15 protein-coding genes are annotated in these 17,814 nt (G+C 66.8%); 3 read left to right on the forward strand and 12 right to left on the reverse strand.

Annotated features, from left to right (window positions below):
• Window position 1 precedes the first annotated feature (1 nt).
• Window positions 2-169, forward strand: a complete 168-nt coding sequence (locus tag Y900_RS32660; RefSeq protein WP_192827464.1) for a hypothetical protein — start codon at window positions 2-4, stop codon at window positions 167-169.
• Between the two features lie 308 nt (window positions 170-477).
• Here Y900_RS32660 and Y900_RS00980 read toward each other — a convergent pair whose 3' ends face one another.
• A complete protein-coding gene (locus Y900_RS00980; RefSeq protein WP_131536054.1) occupies window positions 478-2,979 on the reverse strand; it encodes a beta strand repeat-containing protein in 2,502 nt (833 codons plus the stop codon).
• A 561-nt stretch (window positions 2,980-3,540) separates the two neighbouring features.
• On the reverse strand, window positions 3,541-4,140 hold the full coding sequence (locus Y900_RS00990) for a riboflavin synthase (RefSeq protein ID WP_036337943.1): 600 nt from the start codon (window positions 4,138-4,140) through the stop codon (window positions 3,541-3,543).
• Window positions 4,141-4,270: 130 nt separating this feature from the next.
• Between Y900_RS00990 and Y900_RS00995 the strand changes: the two genes are divergently transcribed.
• Window positions 4,271-4,969: an LppX_LprAFG lipoprotein gene (locus Y900_RS00995; protein WP_036337946.1), complete on the forward strand. Its 699-nt coding sequence runs from the start codon at window positions 4,271-4,273 to the stop codon at window positions 4,967-4,969.
• Window positions 4,970-4,980: 11 nt separating this feature from the next.
• On the forward strand, window positions 4,981-6,519 hold the full coding sequence (locus tag Y900_RS01000) for an MFS transporter (protein WP_036337949.1): 1,539 nt from the start codon (window positions 4,981-4,983) through the stop codon (window positions 6,517-6,519).
• Here Y900_RS01000 and lysA read toward each other — a convergent pair.
• The 10 genes from lysA to Y900_RS01045 form a co-directional block, all read right to left on the reverse strand.
• Window positions 6,516-7,769 carry a diaminopimelate decarboxylase gene (lysA, locus tag Y900_RS01005; protein WP_109751151.1) on the reverse strand — a complete coding sequence of 418 codons (1,254 nt, stop codon included), beginning with the start codon at window positions 7,767-7,769 and terminating at the stop codon, window positions 6,516-6,518. The two genes, Y900_RS01000 and lysA, sit on opposite strands and share 4 nt — an antisense overlap.
• The gene (locus Y900_RS01010; protein ID WP_036337954.1) at window positions 7,769-8,494 is read right to left on the reverse strand and encodes a glucosamine-6-phosphate deaminase; all 726 of its coding nucleotides are present in this window, start codon (window positions 8,492-8,494) and stop codon (window positions 7,769-7,771) included. The genes lysA and Y900_RS01010 overlap by 1 nt, the downstream gene beginning before the upstream one ends.
• Window positions 8,491-9,927: a xylulokinase gene (locus tag Y900_RS01015; protein ID WP_036337957.1), complete on the reverse strand. Its 1,437-nt coding sequence runs from the start codon at window positions 9,925-9,927 to the stop codon at window positions 8,491-8,493. The genes Y900_RS01010 and Y900_RS01015 overlap by 4 nt, the downstream gene beginning before the upstream one ends.
• Window positions 9,924-11,288: an aspartate aminotransferase family protein gene (locus Y900_RS01020; RefSeq protein ID WP_051659811.1), complete on the reverse strand. Its 1,365-nt coding sequence runs from the start codon at window positions 11,286-11,288 to the stop codon at window positions 9,924-9,926. Before Y900_RS01020 ends, Y900_RS01015 begins: the two co-directional genes overlap by 4 nt.
• 63 nt (window positions 11,289-11,351) lie before the next feature.
• The gene (locus Y900_RS01025; RefSeq protein ID WP_036337960.1) at window positions 11,352-12,764 is read right to left on the reverse strand and encodes an APC family permease; all 1,413 of its coding nucleotides are present in this window, start codon (window positions 12,762-12,764) and stop codon (window positions 11,352-11,354) included.
• A complete protein-coding gene (locus Y900_RS30110) occupies window positions 12,764-13,945 on the reverse strand; it encodes a M20 family metallopeptidase (protein WP_051659812.1) in 1,182 nt (393 codons plus the stop codon). Before Y900_RS30110 ends, Y900_RS01025 begins: the two co-directional genes overlap by 1 nt.
• A complete protein-coding gene (locus Y900_RS01030; protein ID WP_202807773.1) occupies window positions 13,942-14,964 on the reverse strand; it encodes an oligopeptide/dipeptide ABC transporter ATP-binding protein in 1,023 nt (340 codons plus the stop codon). Before Y900_RS01030 ends, Y900_RS30110 begins: the two co-directional genes overlap by 4 nt.
• The gene (locus Y900_RS01035; RefSeq protein ID WP_051659813.1) at window positions 14,961-15,932 is read right to left on the reverse strand and encodes an ABC transporter ATP-binding protein; all 972 of its coding nucleotides are present in this window, start codon (window positions 15,930-15,932) and stop codon (window positions 14,961-14,963) included. Before Y900_RS01035 ends, Y900_RS01030 begins: the two co-directional genes overlap by 4 nt.
• A complete protein-coding gene (locus Y900_RS01040) occupies window positions 15,929-16,846 on the reverse strand; it encodes an ABC transporter permease (RefSeq protein ID WP_036337963.1) in 918 nt (305 codons plus the stop codon). Before Y900_RS01040 ends, Y900_RS01035 begins: the two co-directional genes overlap by 4 nt.
• Window positions 16,843-17,811, reverse strand: coding sequence for an ABC transporter permease (locus tag Y900_RS01045; protein WP_036337965.1), 969 nt, complete (start codon window positions 17,809-17,811; stop codon window positions 16,843-16,845). The genes Y900_RS01040 and Y900_RS01045 overlap by 4 nt, the downstream gene beginning before the upstream one ends.
• Window positions 17,812-17,814: the final 3 nt, after the last annotated feature.

The raw sequence follows: 17,814 nt of genomic DNA on the forward strand, positions 1-17,814 counted from the left end.
ATTGCTGCCGGAGTTGCTCGCCGACGAGGATCCGGAATCGGAGCCGCCGTCGGTGGACGCCGCGGCCACACCGTTCCCGACGCTTGCCGCCAGCCCCAGGCCGACCGCGGCCGCCAGGATTCCGTTGCGCGCCGCGCGCTTGCTGCTTCCGGCGGCTCGTTTCCGATGACGGCCTGCCAGCTTCCGGTGGCGAGCCGCATGCTTCTTGGAACTCAACCGATCTCCCCACGCGGGTCCTACGTGACGGGGCTCGCACATTGGCGGGTGGGAGACGTACGCCACTCTGACTGATCCGCAACGTAACATGGCGCACAGGTATTTGCCAAAGTTTGTCTCAGTCAAATTTATCTGGAACGCCTTCAACTGGTGATTTAGGCGAAATTTTGTCCGGTTGTATCGCCGTGTCGCGCCCGATGTCCGCACGGTAAATAAATTTCAGCAAATTTGCACACACGCAGGTGCTGATTTGGTATGAGGCTAAGCGTTCTGCTGGGCGGTGAACGTCACCGCATAACTCGCCGGGGTGCTGCTCACCACGCCGCTGGTGACCACGTAGTAGCCGTCGTACACGGTCAGCACGATCGTGTCGCCGGTGTGGGTGCCGCTGGTGCTGAGGACGTTCAAGACGGAGTCGTAGCTCGCGCTGCCGTGCGCAGGCTGCTGCGTGATGGTGTACGTCATCGAGTCGCTGTCGCCGTCGCTGCCGTTCACCGATGTCCAGTACGTGTAGGTGTTGAGGAAGTTGCTTCCGGCCCAGCGGATGCCACTGGAGAGGGACGGCGCAGTGTTGGCGGCATAAATCGGTACTACCGCCGTGTATGTCGTTGTGCCACCGAACGGGTCGCTGACCGTCGCGGTGAAACTGTCGCCGACCGCGTTGCCGGTTGCCCCGATCTTGGCCGCGGCGTGGTAGTACGAATACCCCTTGTCGATGCTGTAACTGAACGTTCCGTTGGCGTTGATGACCACCGTGCCGCCATTGCCGGTCGCATATGTGCCGGCGGTGTAGGTGAGAGGGTCGCCCTCGGCATCGGTCGCGTGCAGTGTGCCGGTGGTCGTCTGATTCAGATTGCCGATGCCGAGGATGCGGTTGTCTTGCAGGTTCGACGAGCCGATTGTCGTCGCACCGGGCGTCGGGGCCGTGTTGACCACCGAAGGCGTGACGGCCATCGACAGGGTGACGGTGCGTCCGTTGGCGTCGGTGGCGATCACGCTGACCACATCGCTGTTCGCCGTCGTACGGCCCACGTTGGAGGTGTAGGTGAACGCGCCGGTGGCCGGATCGAAGGACGTCACCGTCCCCTTCGTCGGGCTGGCACCAAGGGCGTAGCTGGTGAAGATGCCGGTATCGCCGCTCGGGACGGGCACCGAACCCGTCACGACGTACGGCGTCGAGGTATTGAGGTTGCCCGGAGTGATCGTCGTGGTGTTGGCCACCGTGACCGTCGAGACGGTCGTGCCACCGTGCCCATCGGTCATCTGCACCTGGAAGCTCTGCGCCGCACCGGCATTCGCCGACGAGACATAGGTGAAGGCGCCGGTGGTCGAGTTCAGGGTGACAATGCCGCCGTTCCCGGAGCCATTCTTGGTGTAGCCGGAATTGTTGCTCAACGCGTTCACCGACGAGCCGACCAGTGAGTACGTCAACGTGTCGCCGTCAGAGTCACTGCCGCCGACGCTGCCACGCACCACGCCGAGTCCGTCGGCGGCACCTGTCGTCGGAGACGACGTCGGCGGGCTGTTCGATCCGTCGATGATCTGAATCTTGAAGCTCAGCGTGTATTTGACGCCGTCCGCGGAGGTCACCGGGATGCTCACCGAGTCGTACCTGTCAGCCGGGTTGTCCGAGGTCGCCCGGTGGAAGAACGCCGCGCCGGGAAGCGTGTTCGTGTAGGTGAATCCACCGTCGCTGGTGTTGATGGTGACCAGCCCGCCACCTGCTGAGGTGAACGTACCGAGCAGCGACGTCCCGAAGTCCACCGATCTACCATCAGGATCCACCGCATGGAACGTGCCGGCCGCGTATTCGGAGCGCGAGCTGTCACCGCCCAAACTCAGTGTGTAGAGCCAACTGTCGTATGTCGTGCTCGTCGTGAACGGTGTCAGGACCGCCATTTCCTGGAACCGCTTGTACATGGCGACCAACGCGACGTAAGCCACGACCGTGAACGGATTGACCTGGGCCGCAGTCCACGTCGGCAGCGTGACGTTCCATGCCCGGGTCGGGTCGTAGTACGCGCCGCCGTCGCTGAGCCCGAGGGTCAGAATCGCTGCCGCCTGCGCCGCGGCGATCTTGGTCTCGAGACTGGTGGAATTGGTGAGGTCAGCCCTGGTGACGGTGGCGCCGGTGGTTGCCTTGACGACGTCGATCTCCCACTGGGCCGGGTCGTAGACACCAGTGAGCATGTCCGTCAACACCGTCGCCGTCCCGACCACGGCAGCACCCACGATCTTGTACTGCGTGATGACGCCGAAGGTGCCCGCCGCCGGGGAGATGGTGAACGGCGGCACGATCCGATTGAGGAAGTCACCCCACGCGTTGAGCGTGTCGGAGAACGTATAGCTGGGGATCGCCGGCTTGACGAAAAGGCCCAGGATGCTGGACAGGTCGGGAATCCATCGGGCCGGGCTGCCCGCGACCGCGCCGGCGATCAACGCATCGAGCTGATTGTCGAGAGCGTCCAGATTCTGGTCGGTTACGTAGTTGGTGACCGTGACGAAATTGTGCGGCAAGCCGGGCCACCCCGCGAGGCGATTCACCGCCCTGGTCAACGCACCCATGAAGTACCAGGCACCAGTTCCCGGGGCGGCGGTGTCAGCGGCGGCAACCGGCTTGGCGGCGGCCGTTGTGGACGTCCCCGCCGGCAACGGCTCGGAGACCGCCTCGACGGCTTGCGGAGTCTGCACCGAGGCGGTGGCCGCACTGGTCCGGGTCGCCGGGCTGGTCGGGTTGATCGTGCGAATGGGGGTCGAAATCACGGCACGCCGCGGAGAGGCTGACGTTTGTGTGCCGGCGGGGCGGTTGCGGGCGGACCCGGCGGTTCCGGTTGCGCGGATCGGGTTCGAGGTAGATCCGGCACCGGCGGCAGAGCTCGCTTTGGGCGCCGAATCCGGCGAACCCCCCTCCGTCGCAGCCGACGCCACTGCCTGACCGGTCGAAACGGCCAGCCCGACGCCTACCGCTGCCGCGAGGATTCCGTTGCGAGCCGCGCGCTGTCTGCGACGCGTCTGCTTCCGATGCCCGGCCGCCCGCTTCCGATGGCGACCGACGCGCTTATGAGAACTCACCGACCCTCCGACTCATCGAGGCGTGCCGACACTTGCGTGACGCGGCTCACACACATGGCTCGGGAGAGACGCAGCGTTACTTGCTTTCCGCAACCTAACATCGCCCGGCATTTCCGCCAAGGACAATTTCATCGGCCCAATTAGATGGGCTCTGATCAGCGAATTCGATAGATCAGGGACGGTTTTTTCTCAGTTGTGTCTAATTGCGCAGCAAAGGTCCGTACTGATCAATTGATTAGTCACACCACGGCGTCAACGCGCGCGGTCGGCGAGCAAACGTTCCACGTATTTCGCGATGACATCGACTTCGAGGTTCACCGGCGTGTCGACCGCCGCGCGACCGAGTGTGGTGAGCGCCAGCGTGGTGGGGATCAGGGATACCTCGAACCAGTCGTCACCCAACCCGGACACCGTCAGGGAGATGCCGTCGACGGTGATCGAGCCCTTTTCCACCACGTACCTCGACAACTCCGTGGGCAGTGCGATCCGCACGATCTCCCAGTGCTCGGACGGCGCGCGGGAAACGACGCGGCCCGTCCCGTCGACGTGGCCCTGGACGATATGGCCGCCGAGCCGACTGTTGACCGCAGCGGCGCGTTCCAGGTTCACCGCACTTCCGACGTCGACCGCGGCCAGGCTGGACCGATTGAGCGTCTCGGCCATCACATCGGCACTGAACTGCCCGCCGGGCAGGACCTCGACGACCGTCAGGCAGACGCCGTTGACGGCGATCGAATCGCCGTGCCGGGCGTCGGCGGTCACGACCGGACCGCGGATCACGAACCGGGCCGAGTCGGCCAGCTCATCCTTGCCGACGATCTCACCCAATTCCTCGACGATTCCGGTGAACACGCGCCCAATCTAGCCCCGACGTGACGACACTCGCTTAGGTGCACTAAATCTGCAGCTCAGGAGCTATACCGCGGACCGGGTGCAGCCTGGCGCCGCAGGTCCGGTCACCCCGACCCTCTACGATGCACCTATGCCGACGCGCCGCCGAATGTTCGCCGTCCTCACCGCCCTCCTCGCAACAGCAGCACTGTTCGTCGCGGGCTGCTCCTCCTCCTCGAAGCCCTCCGAGCCGCTACCGGATGCCGCCGGGCTGCTGCAGCAGTCCATTCAGGTCACCAAGGCCCTCAAGAGCGCCCACCTCGACATCACGGTGGGCGGCAAGATCGCGGGTCTGCCGGTCAAGAAGCTCTCCGGTGACCTCACCAACGTGCCCGCGACCGCGGTGTCCGGGAACTCGACGATCTCGATGGGCGGGTCGGACGTCGACATCCAGCTGGTCGTGCTCGACGGCACCCTGTACGCCGCGCTGACCCCCAACAACTGGCTCGACATGGGCCCGGCCAAGGACATCTACGACCCCTCGGTGGTCCTCAATCCGGACAACGGCCTGGCCAACTGGCTCGCCTCCATCACCGACGCCAAGTCGGAGGCCAGCGAGACGATCAATGGTGTGGACACCGTCCGCATCACAGGCAAGGTCACCGCCGACGCCATGAACAAGCTGATCCCGCTGAAAGCGACCAGCCCACTGCCCGCCACCGTGTGGATCCAGAAGGCCGACCCGCATCAGCTGGTCCAGGCCAAGGCCGACACGGGTAACGGCAGCAGCATCCAGATCACGCTGTCGGAGTGGGACAAGCCGGTCACCGTCACCAAGCCCGCCGTCTGACGGGCCCGGTGATGGCTGAGTCTCTCGACACCGCCGCCCACCGGGCGGGGACCTCCGGCCGCAGCCGCCGGATCGTGATCAGCGCGGGTAGCCTCGCCGTTCTCCTCGGGGCGCTCGACACCTATGTCGTGGTCACGATCATGGTCGACATCATGTCGACGGTCGGCATCCCGGTGAACAAGCTGCAGCAGGTCACCCCGATCATCACGTGGTACATGCTGGGCTACATCGCGGCGATGCCGCTGCTGGGCCGGCTGTCCGACCGCTTTGGGCGCAAGCTGATGCTGCAGCTGTCGCTGGTCACGTTCGCGGCCGGCTCGGTGGTGACCGCGCTGTCCACCGACCTGACAATGCTGGTGATCGGGCGACTCGTCCAGGGCATCGCCGCAGGCGCGCTGCTGCCCGTGACGCTCGCGCTCGCGGCCGACCTGTGGGCCGCCCGCAGCCGCGCCGCGGTGCTCGGCGGCATCGGCGCCGCCCAGGAACTGGGCAGCGTGCTGGGCCCGCTCTACGGCATCGGTGTGGTGTTGCTGCTGGGCAAGTGGCAGGACGTCTTCTGGATCAACGTGCCGCTCACCGTGGTCGCGATGGCGGCGATCCACGTCAGCCTGCCCTCTCATGACCGCAGCGAGAACCCGGAAAAGGTCGATCTGATCGGTGGCATCCTGCTCGCGATCGCATTGGGTTTGGCCGTGATCGGGTTGTACAACCCGAACCCCGACGGCAAGACGCTGCTTCCGCCGCACGGCCTGATCCTCGTCATCGGCGCGGTCGTCGCGGCCGTCGCATTCTTCGTCTGGGAACGGTTCGCCCGCACCCGGTTGATCGAACCGGCGGGCGTCCGGTTCGTGCCGTTCCTGGCCTCGCTGGGCACCTCGCTGTGCGCGGGCGCGGCGTTGATGGTCACGTTGGTCAATGTCGAACTGTTCGGCCAGGGTGTGCTGGGCAAGGACCAGACGCAGGCCGCGTTCCTGCTGCTGCACTTCCTGATCGCGCTGCCGGTCGGAGCGCTCATCGGTGGCTGGGTCGCCACCCGGATCGGCGATCGGATCGTCGCCGTCGTCGGCATGCTGATCTCCTCGGGCGCATACCTGCTGGTGTCGCACTGGGGCACCAATGTGGCCGGCGCCCGCCACGATTTCGGGTTCGTGTCGCTGCCGGTGATCGACACCGACCTGGCGCTGGCCGGCTTCGGGCTCGGTCTGGTGATCGGCCCGCTCACCTCAGCCGCACTGCGGGTGGTGCCGCCTGCTCAGCACGGCATCGCGTCCTCACTCGTCGTGGTGGCCCGCATGACCGGCATGCTGATCGGCGTCGCGGCGCTCAGCGCGTGGGGTCTGTACCGGTTCAACCAGATCCTGGCCACACTGCCGAGCCCGGGCGGCAACAGCCTGGCCGCCAAGATCGCGGGCGAGGCCGAGCGCTATCGCACCGCGTTCGCCATGCAGTACGGCTCGATCTTCTTCGTCACCGTGATCGTGTGCCTGGTCGGCGCCGTTCTGGCCCTGTTCATCGGTGGCAGGCAGGCGCACGCCGACTCCGCGGCTTAAACATCACGGGCCAGCAGGTCGGCCCAGGTGTCCCGGCGCACCACGAGCCGGGCGTCGCCGTTCCCGGCGAACACCACCGGGATGCGGCGCGCGCCGTTGTACTGATTGGACATCGTGTAGCAGTACGCCCCGGTGACCGGAACGGCCAGCAGATCGCCGACCACCGGATTGTCAAGGGGGACAACGTCGATCAGCTGGTCGCCGGATTCGCAGTGCCTGCCGACGACGGTGACGCAGGCTCCCCCACCGACCCGGTCGACGAGGGTCGCCTCGAACCGTTGTCCGTACAGCGACACCTCGAGGTTGTCGCCCATCCCGCCGTCGACCGCGACATGGGTGACGACCCCGTGTTTGACGGTGGTCACCCGGTAGACCGTGCAGGCAGCGGCCGCTGTCATCGACCGGCCGGGTTCCACGATGATGCGAGCCTCGGCGGGAAGCAGTCCGCGCGCCTTCTCGACGATGGCGTGGGCGTAGGCGTCGACCGTCGGAGGCTGATCAACGTAGGTGTAGCGCACCCCGAGCCCGCCGCCGAAGTCGTATACGTCGAAGCTGCCCAGCTCGGCGACCGGTGCCACGGCGGCGGCGAGCTGTTCGGCGTCGAGGAGCTGCGAGCCGACGTGAGTGTGCACCCCGTCGCAGCGCAACACCCGGCTGCGGCGGATCCTCTCGATCGCCACCCGCGCGTCCGCGGGCAGCAGACCGAATTTCGAGCCGGCATGCCCGGTCGCCACCGCGGCATGGGTGTCGGCTTCGATACCGGGCACGACGCGCACCAAGCAGGCCTGCCTGGTGCCCGGCTCGACGATGCGTTCCAGCCGGTCGATGTCGTCGAAGTTGTCGACAACGATCAGGCCGACACCATTGCCGACGGCCATGCCGATTTCTTCGTCGGTCTTGGCGTTGCCGTGCAACAGCATCCGCGCCGGGTCAGCGCCGGCAGCCAAGCCGGTGGCGATCTCTCCCCCGCCGGCGACGTCGAGTAGTAGCCCTTCCTCGCTGGCCAGTCGCTGAATTGCGGTGCAGGGGAATGCTTTCGACGCGAAAGCCACATCCGCTCGGGCCCACCTGCTGCGGAACGCCTTCAGATAGTCCCTGGCTCGCTGGCGCACCGCGTCCTCGGCGACCACCATGACCGGGGTGCCGAATTCGGCCGCCAGCTCATCGAGGCGGCAGCCCCCGACGGTCAGCCCGCCGTCGGCCATGAGGGTGCCGGGTGGGAACAGACCGAGTAGATCGGGATCGTTCATCACGCCATCCTGCTCCATGCCGCGCGGTCGGCGATCACCGTGACATCGGCGTGCCGCTGCAACACCGATGCCGGGACAGCGGCGTCGACGGGTCCGCACAGTGCGGCCGCCAGTGCGTCGGCCTTTGCCGAGCCGGCCGCCAGCAGCAGGATGGAACGTGCGCGACCGATCGTCGCCAGGCCCTGGGTGATCGCCCGCCGCGGCACGTCCTCGACCCGGCCGCCGAAGAACCGGGCGTTGTCGTGCCGGGTCTGTTCGGACAGCTCCACCACCCGCGTGGTCGAATCGAGCGCCGAGCCGGGCTCGTTGAACGCCAGGTGCCCATTGGAGCCGATCCCGGCGATCTGGACATCGACACCGGCCGCCTCGGCGATCTGCTGTTCGAACGCCTCCGCAGCCGCGACCGGATCGGCGCTATCTCCCTGCGGCACATGAACATTGGGGGACGGGATGCCCAGCGGGTCGGCGATGCGCGTGCGCACATACGCCGCATAGCTGCGGGGGTCATCGGCGTCGAGGCCGACGTACTCGTCGAGTGCGACCACCGTGGCACCGGAGAGGTCGACCTCGCCGCGGCGGCTGCGTGATGCCAACTCGGCGTACACCCGCATCGGGGTGCCGCCGGTGGCCACCCCGAGGGTGGGTCCGCCGGACGGCAGCCCCGCCAACAGCGCGGTGGCCGCGATGGTGGCGAAGATGTCGTCGTCGACGACGGTCACTTTCATCGGTTCACCTTCGCGCGGGCCCGCAGCCGTGCGTCGTCATGGTGGACCAGGCATTCGGTCCACCAGCCGTGCCGTTCGGGTCGGGGCGAAACGATCCGCGGGGCATCGTCGCGGACGATCGGGCTCCCGGTCGCGCTCGCGGCGAACAGCGCCGCACCGATCGCCGAATGGTCGGTCACCGCCGGATCCACCCACACCTCTCGTCCCGTCGCATCCGCGATGTCCTGCCACATCAGCGGGCTCACCGCGCTACCGCCGCCGAGCCGGACCGGACCCGACTCACCCGTCGCGGCGGACAGCACGTCGACGCACCGGCGCAGTTCGACCACGATCCCGGTCAGCAGTGCCCGGCCGATATGGCCGACACCCATCCCCAGCCGGAGCCCCTGCAGGGTGCCGGTCAGGCTGGGGTCCCACAGGGCGCCCTGCTCCCCTGGCGACAGGTACGGCAGGAACAACGGTGCATCGGCGAGCGCCACCGCGGCCGCCGCCTCGAGGAGATCGGCCGGTCCGTCCAGGCCGAAGAGAGCCGCGACGGCGTCGAACGCCGAACCCATTGCCAGCAGATCCATTTCGAGCCCCCAGCCGGACCCGGCGAGCGGGGTGATCAGGTAGCGCATGGCGGGGTCGCGAATCGGCCGATCGGAAATACCGAGCACGACAGCACTGGTACCGGCGATCACCCCGACTTCGCCGTGACCGCGCGCCCCCACTCCGAGTACGCCGAGCACCGAGTCCGCCGCGCCCAGCACCACGGGCAGCTCCCCCGGCACTCCCCACCGCTGCCGCCATCGTTGCGTGAGCGGCAGTGCGGTGGCCGAATCGGCCACCTGGGGTAAGTCCGGCAGACCGGACGCGGCGACCAACTCCGCACTCCAACAACCACGTTCGAGATCGAAGACGGCGCTGCCCGCCGCGGTGCTGGGGTCGGTGAGCAACGCCCCGGTCAGCTGGTGGAACAGCACGTCCTTGGCGCCGGCGACAGTCGTACCAGCGTTGCCCAGCTCCTGCAGCCGAGCGTGCATCGGAGCCAGGTACCGCCCGTCGACGCGTTGTCCGGTGATCCGATAGAGCTCGGCGTCCCCGACCACGGCACGTAACCGGTCTGCCTGCCGCTCAGCCCGGCCGTCCTCCCAGGTGATCGCCGCTCCCACCGGCTCGAACGCCGCGTCCAGCTCGACCAGTGTCGGCAGCATCGCGCTCAGCCCGATCGCACGCCATCGCCGCGGCGAGACCATGCCGGCCACGGCGTCGCCGGCCGCTCCCAGCGCCTCCCACCAATGATGCGGATCTTGTTCGGCGGCTTCGTGTTCGGGACGCCGGGTGGCATACTCCGAGCGCGCAGATGCCACGACCGCCCCGTCGTGATCGACCGCGACGACCTTGACCGCTGAGGTGCCGAGGTCGATGCCGATGAGTACCGGTGCGGTCACGACCGGGACGCGGGCGTCCGGGTGCGGGCCACGACGGTCAGCGCGTCAGCGGCGGCCTGGAGCGTCTCGTCGATGTCGCGGTCGTCGTGGACCAGCGACACGAACAGATTCTCGAACTGCAGCGGATGGAACAACACCCCGCGAATCACCATCTCCTCGTACCACCGGGTGAACAGAGCCTCGTCGGCATGGCTCACCGCGTCGCGCCAGTTGTGGATAGGACCGTCGGCGAACCACAACTGGAACACCGTGCCGAGTCCCTCACAGTAGGCATCCAGGCCGCGCTCGGCAGCCAGCTCGCCGAGACCAGCGGCCAGACGATGCCCCAGTGCCCGCTGCCGCTCGTACAACCCCGGTTCGGCCAGCAGGTCCATGGTCGCCGACACCGCGGCGCATTGCACGACGTTGGCGTTGTAGGTACCCGAGTGGGAGTAGACGCCCTCGGCAACCAGGTGCATGGCCTCCGTCGAGCCGCCGACCGCGGCGACCGGGAAACCGCCGCCGAGGCCCTTGGCCAGGGTGGTGAGATCCGGTGTGACCCCGAACCATTCCTGGGCACCGCCGCGGGCAAACCGGAAACCGGTGATCACCTCGTCGAAGATCAGCAGGGCGCCGTGCTTGCGGGTTTCACTGCGCAGCAGTTCCAGATAACCGGGTTCGGGCAGGATGCACCCGGTGTTGAAGACCGCGGGTTCGGTGAGCACGGCGGCGATCTCGTCGCCGCGCCGGTTCATCAGGTCGACGAAACTGTCCGGGTCGTTCCACGTCAGCACGACCAGGGTGTCCTCCAGTTCGGCGGGGACCCCCGGGCCCATCGCGACCGGCCGGGGATGGTCGGCGGGCCCGGCCAGCTCCGGGTCGACGTGATTGGACCAGTACACGGTGTCCTGCCAGCCGTGGTAGTGCCCCTCGAATCGGACCACGATTCGCCGTCCCGTGGTCGCCCTGGCCAGCCGCACGGCCGTACCGACCGCCTCGGATCCGGAATTGGTGAATCGGACCTGTTCGATACCGGGTACTGCGGCCACCACCTTTTCGGCTGCTTCGATCTCCAGCTCATACGGCAACCCGAAGCACGTGCCGAGATCGCGGATCGCCTCGGTGACAGCGCCGGTCACGACCGGATGGCGATGCCCGAGGATCATCGGGCCAAGCCCCAGCAGGTAGTCGATGTAGGTGTTGCCGTCCACATCGGTCAGGCGCGATCCGCTGCCGTGCGCCATCACGATCGGATAGGGCTTCCACCCGTTGCGGGGCAGCCGGGCCGTCGAGCCCGCACCGCCGGGGATCGTTCGCTTGGCCCGTTCGTACAGCGCCTTGGTGACGGGGGTCCGGGCTGCGTAAGCATCGGTGAAGTGCATCAGGACATCTCTTTCATCATTGCATGTCGTGGTAAGTGAAGTAGCCGGCTCTTGCCGGCCGGGTCAGTGCGGATTTTGTGGCGCGGTGTAGAACGGCGCCTTGCCGACTTTTGCCGAGATGACGGACAGCAACAGCCCGACCAGGGCAAGGCCGACACCGAACCCGAGTTCGATTCCGTTCAGCGACCCCGAGGTGATCGAGTAGACGACGACGAACGCCATGAACGCCGCGCCCAGGCCCGGCATCAGTCCCCCGATGACGAAATCCTTGGCTGAGGAGACGATCTGGCGCCGGTAGCACCAGATTGCGGTCACCGCGGTCAGCAGATAGAAGATCGCAGCCATTAATCCGAGCGTGCTCACGATGTTGGCCAGCGCCTCGCCCACCGCGCCGATAAGCGTTGAGCCCCAGAGGAATGCGATGTTGAGCAGACCGAACAGGATTGTCGCGTTCAACGGTGTGCCGTACTTGCCGCTCACGCGCGCCAGCCAGGGCGGCACGACACGGTCCCGTCCCATCGCGAACCCGATCCTCGAAGCGCTGACGATCGCCGCCAGCAACGACGCGAGGGTGCCGCCGAGTACCGCGACGATCATCACGTTCGCCCAGAAGCCGCCACCGATCCGTTCCCCTACGAACGCAAGGATGTTCGCCGCGTGATCCTGCATGTCCTGTATCGGCGCGATGCCCTGGAAGGCCAGCACCGACACCGAGTAGATGACGAAGAGCAGGACAACGCTGGTCACTGCGGCCCGTCCGGCGGTGCGGCCGGAGGCTTCCTCGCCGACGTAGGCGGCGGTGTCCCAGCCCGAGTACAGGAAGATCGCCAGCAGCACGCCCGATATCAACGACTTGAAGCCGCCCGCCCCCTCGACCGTGAACCACGACATGCTGGGCTTGACCACGTCACCATTGCCGCGGGCGATGAATATCACGGCCAGTACCGCGAACCCGATGAGCAACGCGTATTCGAAGATGGCCCAGCCCAATTGGAACCTGGCTGATAGGGCCACGCCCAGTGCTGCCACTGCGGTGACCATCAGGTCGAACACGGTCCCCACCACGGCCACCGCGACCGGGCTGTCGGCGGCATGATCGGAGAAGAAGCTGAGCAGGTAGCTTCCCAGCGGGATGGTCAGGCTCGTCGTACCGACCGTGTAGTACAGCAACATGATCCAGCCGGCGAAGAACCCTGCATGCGGGTTGAGCACACGGCCCACCCACGTGTACGTCGCCCCCGCACTCGGTTGCCATGCGTGCAGACGTTGGTAACCGAGTGCGATGCCGAGCATCGGGACGAAGCAGATGAGGATCGGCACGAAACCGGCGTACGCGACGGTCGCCAGGATCGCGGCCAGTGAGACAGCCACGCTCTGAATGGGCCCCGAACTGGCCAGTGCCATCACCACCACGTCCACCGCGCGCAGTGCACCTGACCGCAGTCCCACAGCCGGGGCAGCGGTGTCCTGGGTCATCAGGAATCACCGTCCTTCCGACCGATGAGCGTCACCAGGGTCTGGCGCAGGATCTCGGCGGTCGCGATCATGTCGGGAATGGACACCCACTCCTGGGCCGCGTGGTAGTTGCCACCTTCCGGGCCAAACAAAACCGTTGGGATACCGGCACTTTGGAACAACGCGGCGTCAGTCCACGCGTTGAGACCGGTCACCGGTGAGCGGACCCCGTTGACGGCTTCCGTCGCGTCACCGAGTGCGCTCAGCAGTGACTCGTTGCCCGCACCCGTGAAGGGATCGCGGTCAAGGCGGACGACGACCTCCCCGCGAAAACGCGGCTCGGATTCGGTGACCTCGGCGAAGATCGTCTCGATCTCGGCGACCCGGTCAGCCAGCGACTCGCCAGGCTGGGTACCGATCTCGATCCCCAGCACGGCCTGGTTGGGATAGGTGGCGTAGTCGGTGCCGCCGCGAATCGTCCCGGTATGGAACACAGTTCGGCCGTTCTTGGGATCGGGGTTAGGTTTCCAGCGTGTCTCGTCGAGCCGGTGCAGGCGGGTCACCACCTCGGCCATGTGCACGATGGCGTCGACACCCTTGTCGGGTGCCGAACCGTGCGCCGGCTCGCCGTGCACCACGATGTCGATCCAGCCGAACCCCTGGTGTTCGCCGTAGATGGTGTGGGAACCGTCGGGTTCGAGGTTGATGGCGAGGTCGATCTCGGCGGCATGGTGGGCGACAAGGTGCTCGGTGCCGATGCTGACTCCCTCCTCGTCGATGACCAGGGCGACCAATACATTGCCCGCCAATTCTGTTCCGGAGCGCACCAGTTCGCGCACCGCGAGCATCGCGGCGGCGCAGCCGCCCTTGTCGTCGGCCACGCCGAGTCCGATCATCCGGTCACCTTCGACGACCGGGTGCAGTGCGCTGTCAGCCCAGTTCGCGTAGCCGACGGTGTCGCTGTGCGCGGACAGACAGATCGTCGGGCCCGGCGCGCTGCCCCGCAACCAGGCCATTACGTTGGGGCGGCCGGGTTCCACCTCCTCCAGCGTCGCCTCCAGCCCGAGGTCGGCCAGCCAGTCGCGTGTGAAGCGGGCGATGTCGCCCTCGCCGGCCCCGCCCGGGATCAGCCAGGGCGTCACGGAGTCGATTCGAACCATCGCCTCGAGTAGCTCGATCGCTTCCTCACGAGTGACGGTCATGTGGTGTTCTCCTTCGGTGTTGGTGATTTTGCGAGATCTGAAAAATGGCACGCCACTTGGTGTTCCGGCGCGGCGTCGGTGAGCAGCGGTTGCTCGGCACGGCAGCGCTCGGGTTCACCGAGCTGCCGGTACAGCGGACAACGCGGCGCGAACCGGCAACCTGGTGCGGTGGCGGTGGCGTTGGGCGGCTCACCGCTCAACAGCCCGCGGGCTGTCCGCCTGCCGCTACCCGCCTTGGGCATGACATCCACCAGCGCACGGGTGTAGGGATGCCGGGGTGTACCGATCACATCGGCGGCGCGACCCTGCTCGACCACGCGACCCAGGTAGAGAACGGCGACGCGATCCGCGAAGACACCCGCGAGCGCAAGATCGTGGGTGATGAAAAGGATTGCCACGTCCAGACGTTCGCGCATATCCAGTAGCACCCGGATGACTCCGGCACGCAACGAGACGTCGAGCATGGACACCGGCTCGTCGGCCACCAGCAGCCGGGGCTGCAGCGCGAGTGCGGCCGCGATCGCGACCCGCTGGCGCTGCCCACCGGATAATTGGAAGATGCGGCGGTGTGCGATCGTCCCGGCCGGCGTCAGCCCGCACATCTCCAGTGCCGCCAACGCGACCCCTCGTCGCGCCGCCGCATCCAGGTCAGCCCGGTGGATCGCCAGTCCCTCGCTGACGACGTCGACCGCGGTCGCGTTGACCGGCAGGCTTTCGAACGGGTCCTGGAAGATCATCTGGAACTCGCGGCGCTGTCTGCGCAACGCGGCACCGCTGGCGTGGGTGATGTCCACACCCCCGACCGACACCGTCCCCGAGCTGGGTTCGACCAGCCGCATCAGGGTGCGCGCGACAGTGGTTTTGCCGCAGCCGGATTCACCGACCAGCGCCACGATCTCCCCTTCGTGTACGGACAGATCGACACCGTCGACCGCGCGTGCGGTCAGCCTGCGCCGACCGTGCCGGACCGGATAGTGCACATGCAGGTCGCGTACCTCCGCAACCACCGGCTCGGTCATGCGCATGCTCCCACCAGATGGCATGCCGCGAAGTGAGCGGCAGCACCGGGCACCCGGTGCAGCGCCGGGTCGTCGCTCGCGCACCGAGGCAGCTTCTCAACACACCGGTCGTTGAATCGGCAGCCAGCGGGCGGGTGCGCGAGATCGGGTGGGCTGCCCGGGATTCCGTTTATCGATGCCTGCCCGGAGTCCAATCGGGGATAGCAGTCCAGCAGTCTGCGGGTGTACGGGTGTGCGGGCTCGGAGTTCGAGCTCAAGATCTCCTCGGCATTCCCGCGTTCGACGATGCGCCCGGCATACATAACCGCGACCCGGTCGCACAGTTCGGACAGCACGGTGAGGTCGTGGGAGATGATCAGCATCGCCAAGCCCAGTTCGTCGGCCAGACCGCGGATCAGCTCCAGGATCTGGGCCTGGGTCATGACGTCGAGGGCAGTCGTGGGTTCATCGGCGATCACCAGGTCGGGACGGCAAGCCAGCGCCATCGCGATCATCGCCCGTTGCTTCATCCCGCCGGACAACTGGTGGGGATAGTCGGCTGCCCGGCCCGAGGCGATCCCCACCTGGGTCAGCAACTCGGCGACCCGGCGCCGCACCGCCTTGCGGTCGATCTCCGGTTCGTGCGCCCGGATCGCCTCACGTATCTGATCGCCGATCGTCATCACCGGGTTGAACCCGTTCATCGCACCCTGGAACACCAGCGACAGCCTTCGCCAGCGCAGTGCCCGCAGCCCGGCCTCGGCGACGGTGCTCAGATCCGTGCCTGCGAAGGTCATCTCGTCGGCGGCCGCCACAGCGCCGGCTGGCAGCAGACGGGCCACGGCGAGCGCCAAGGTGCTCTTCCCGCAGCCGGATTCGCCGGCCAACCCGACCACCTCGCCGGCGGTCACGTCCAGGTCGACACCGTCCACCGCGCGAACGCCACCGCGGTAGGTGACACTCAGGTTGCGAACGCTCAACAGGCTCATTCGGCCACCGCCAGCCGAGGGTTGAGGATGCGTTCCAGACTCTGCCCGACGAGCGAAAACGCCAGCACTACCAGCACGATGCCGATGCCCGGCGGCAGGAAGTACCACCAGAAACCGTTGCCCACAGCCCCGGCGGCGAAAGCGTTGTGCAGGATCTGGCCCCACGACGTTCGGGTCGGATCGCCGAGGCCCAGGAAGGAAAGCGTGGCCTCGGCGAGAATCGACCCGGCGATGACCAGCACGGCGTTGGCGATCACCAATGCGAGCACCCCGGGCAGGATCAGTCGCCACAGGATGCCCGCCGAGGACAGGCCGACGGTTTTGGCGCGGGCCACCACCTCGCGTTCACGCAGCGCCAGCGCCTGAGAGCGGACGATTCGCGCCGTACTCGGCCAACTGGTGATCGCGATGACCAGAACGATCATCGGCAGGCTCTGCCCGATGATCGCACCGAGCGCGATCATCAACGGCAGGTTGGGCAGCACTAGGAAGAAGTCGGTGATCCGCATCAGCACGGCGTCTATGAAGCCGGTGAACCAGCCCGCCAGCACCCCGACCAGGGTTCCGATGAACACGGTGACGACAGTGGCGATAAGCCCGATCTCCAATGACACCGATGTTCCGGCCAGTACCTGCCGCAACACGTCGCGACCGAGTTCGTCGGTGCCCAGCCAGTGGGCGTTACTGGGCCGCAACAGGATTCCGGCGCGAGTGTCGGCGACGTGGGTGCGGTCGTAGGGCGCCAGCAGCGGACCGACGATCGCGACGACCATGACCGCGAGAACGGTCAGCAGTCCGGTGCGGCCCATCGGGTCGGCGAAGAGTTGATGCAGCACTCCACGCCAGCCGCCCGGCACGTGTGCCGCCGCAGGTTCCTCGGGTTCGAGGGAGGGGTCCATCAGCGGTCCGGTCATGTCAGCCGCACCCGTGGATCGAGCATCCGGTAGACCAGGTCACTGGCGAAGTTGGCCAGCACGACCACTACCGCGAAGATCAGGAAGCAGGCTTCCATCACCGGGTAATCGCGCCGGATCACCGACAGGTAGATCAGCTGTCCCATACCGGGCCAGGAGAACACCGTCTCCACTTGAATGGTGCCGCCGACGGTGGCGCTGGCGTAGAGCGTGGTGGCGGTCACCACGGGCAGCAGCGCATTGCGCACGCCATGGCGCCACAGCACCCGCCGCGGGGTCAGACCCTTGGCTCGGGCCGTAGTCATGTAATCCTCGGACAGTGTCGCCAGCAGCGAGCTGCGGGTGATCAGGACGAACTGGGCGATGTCGACCAAAACCATGGCGACGGTCGGCAGGACGAGATGGCGTGCCAGGTCTGCCATTCGGGTAAACGCGGTGGGATACAGCGCGTCGGCGGTGTACATGCCTGCGATCGGAAACCAGCCGAGTGTCACCGCGAAGACGAAGATCAGCAGCATGCCCACCCAGAACGTGGGCAGACTCCAGAACACCAGCGAACCGATGACCAGCCCCGAGTCGGTGCGCGTACCGCGCCGGGAGGCGGCGAACACCCCGATCAGAACGCCGAGGAGGATCACCAGCAGCGTCGACACGGTGACCAGAATCAAAGTGTTGGCAAGCGCTTTCACCACGATCGGGCCGACCGACGCCTGGTAGGTGTAGGAGAAGCCGAGGTCTCCCCTGAGCAGGTTCTGCAAATAGGTCACGAACTGCGAGGCCATCGGCTGGTCCAGCCCGTAGTAGGTGCGCAGCCGGGCGATCGCCTCGGCGTCGAGGTGTTGGCCGCGCGCGATGTGGGTCACCGGATCACCCGGCATCAGATGGAAGAGAACGAAATTCGTCGCGACCACCGCGATGAGCGTGAGCACCAGGTACGAGATCTTTTGGCTCAGATACCGAAGCATCGA

This window comes from Mycolicibacterium aromaticivorans JS19b1 = JCM 16368, from assembly GCF_000559085.1.
Taxonomy (GTDB): domain Bacteria; phylum Actinomycetota; class Actinomycetes; order Mycobacteriales; family Mycobacteriaceae; genus Mycobacterium; species Mycobacterium aromaticivorans.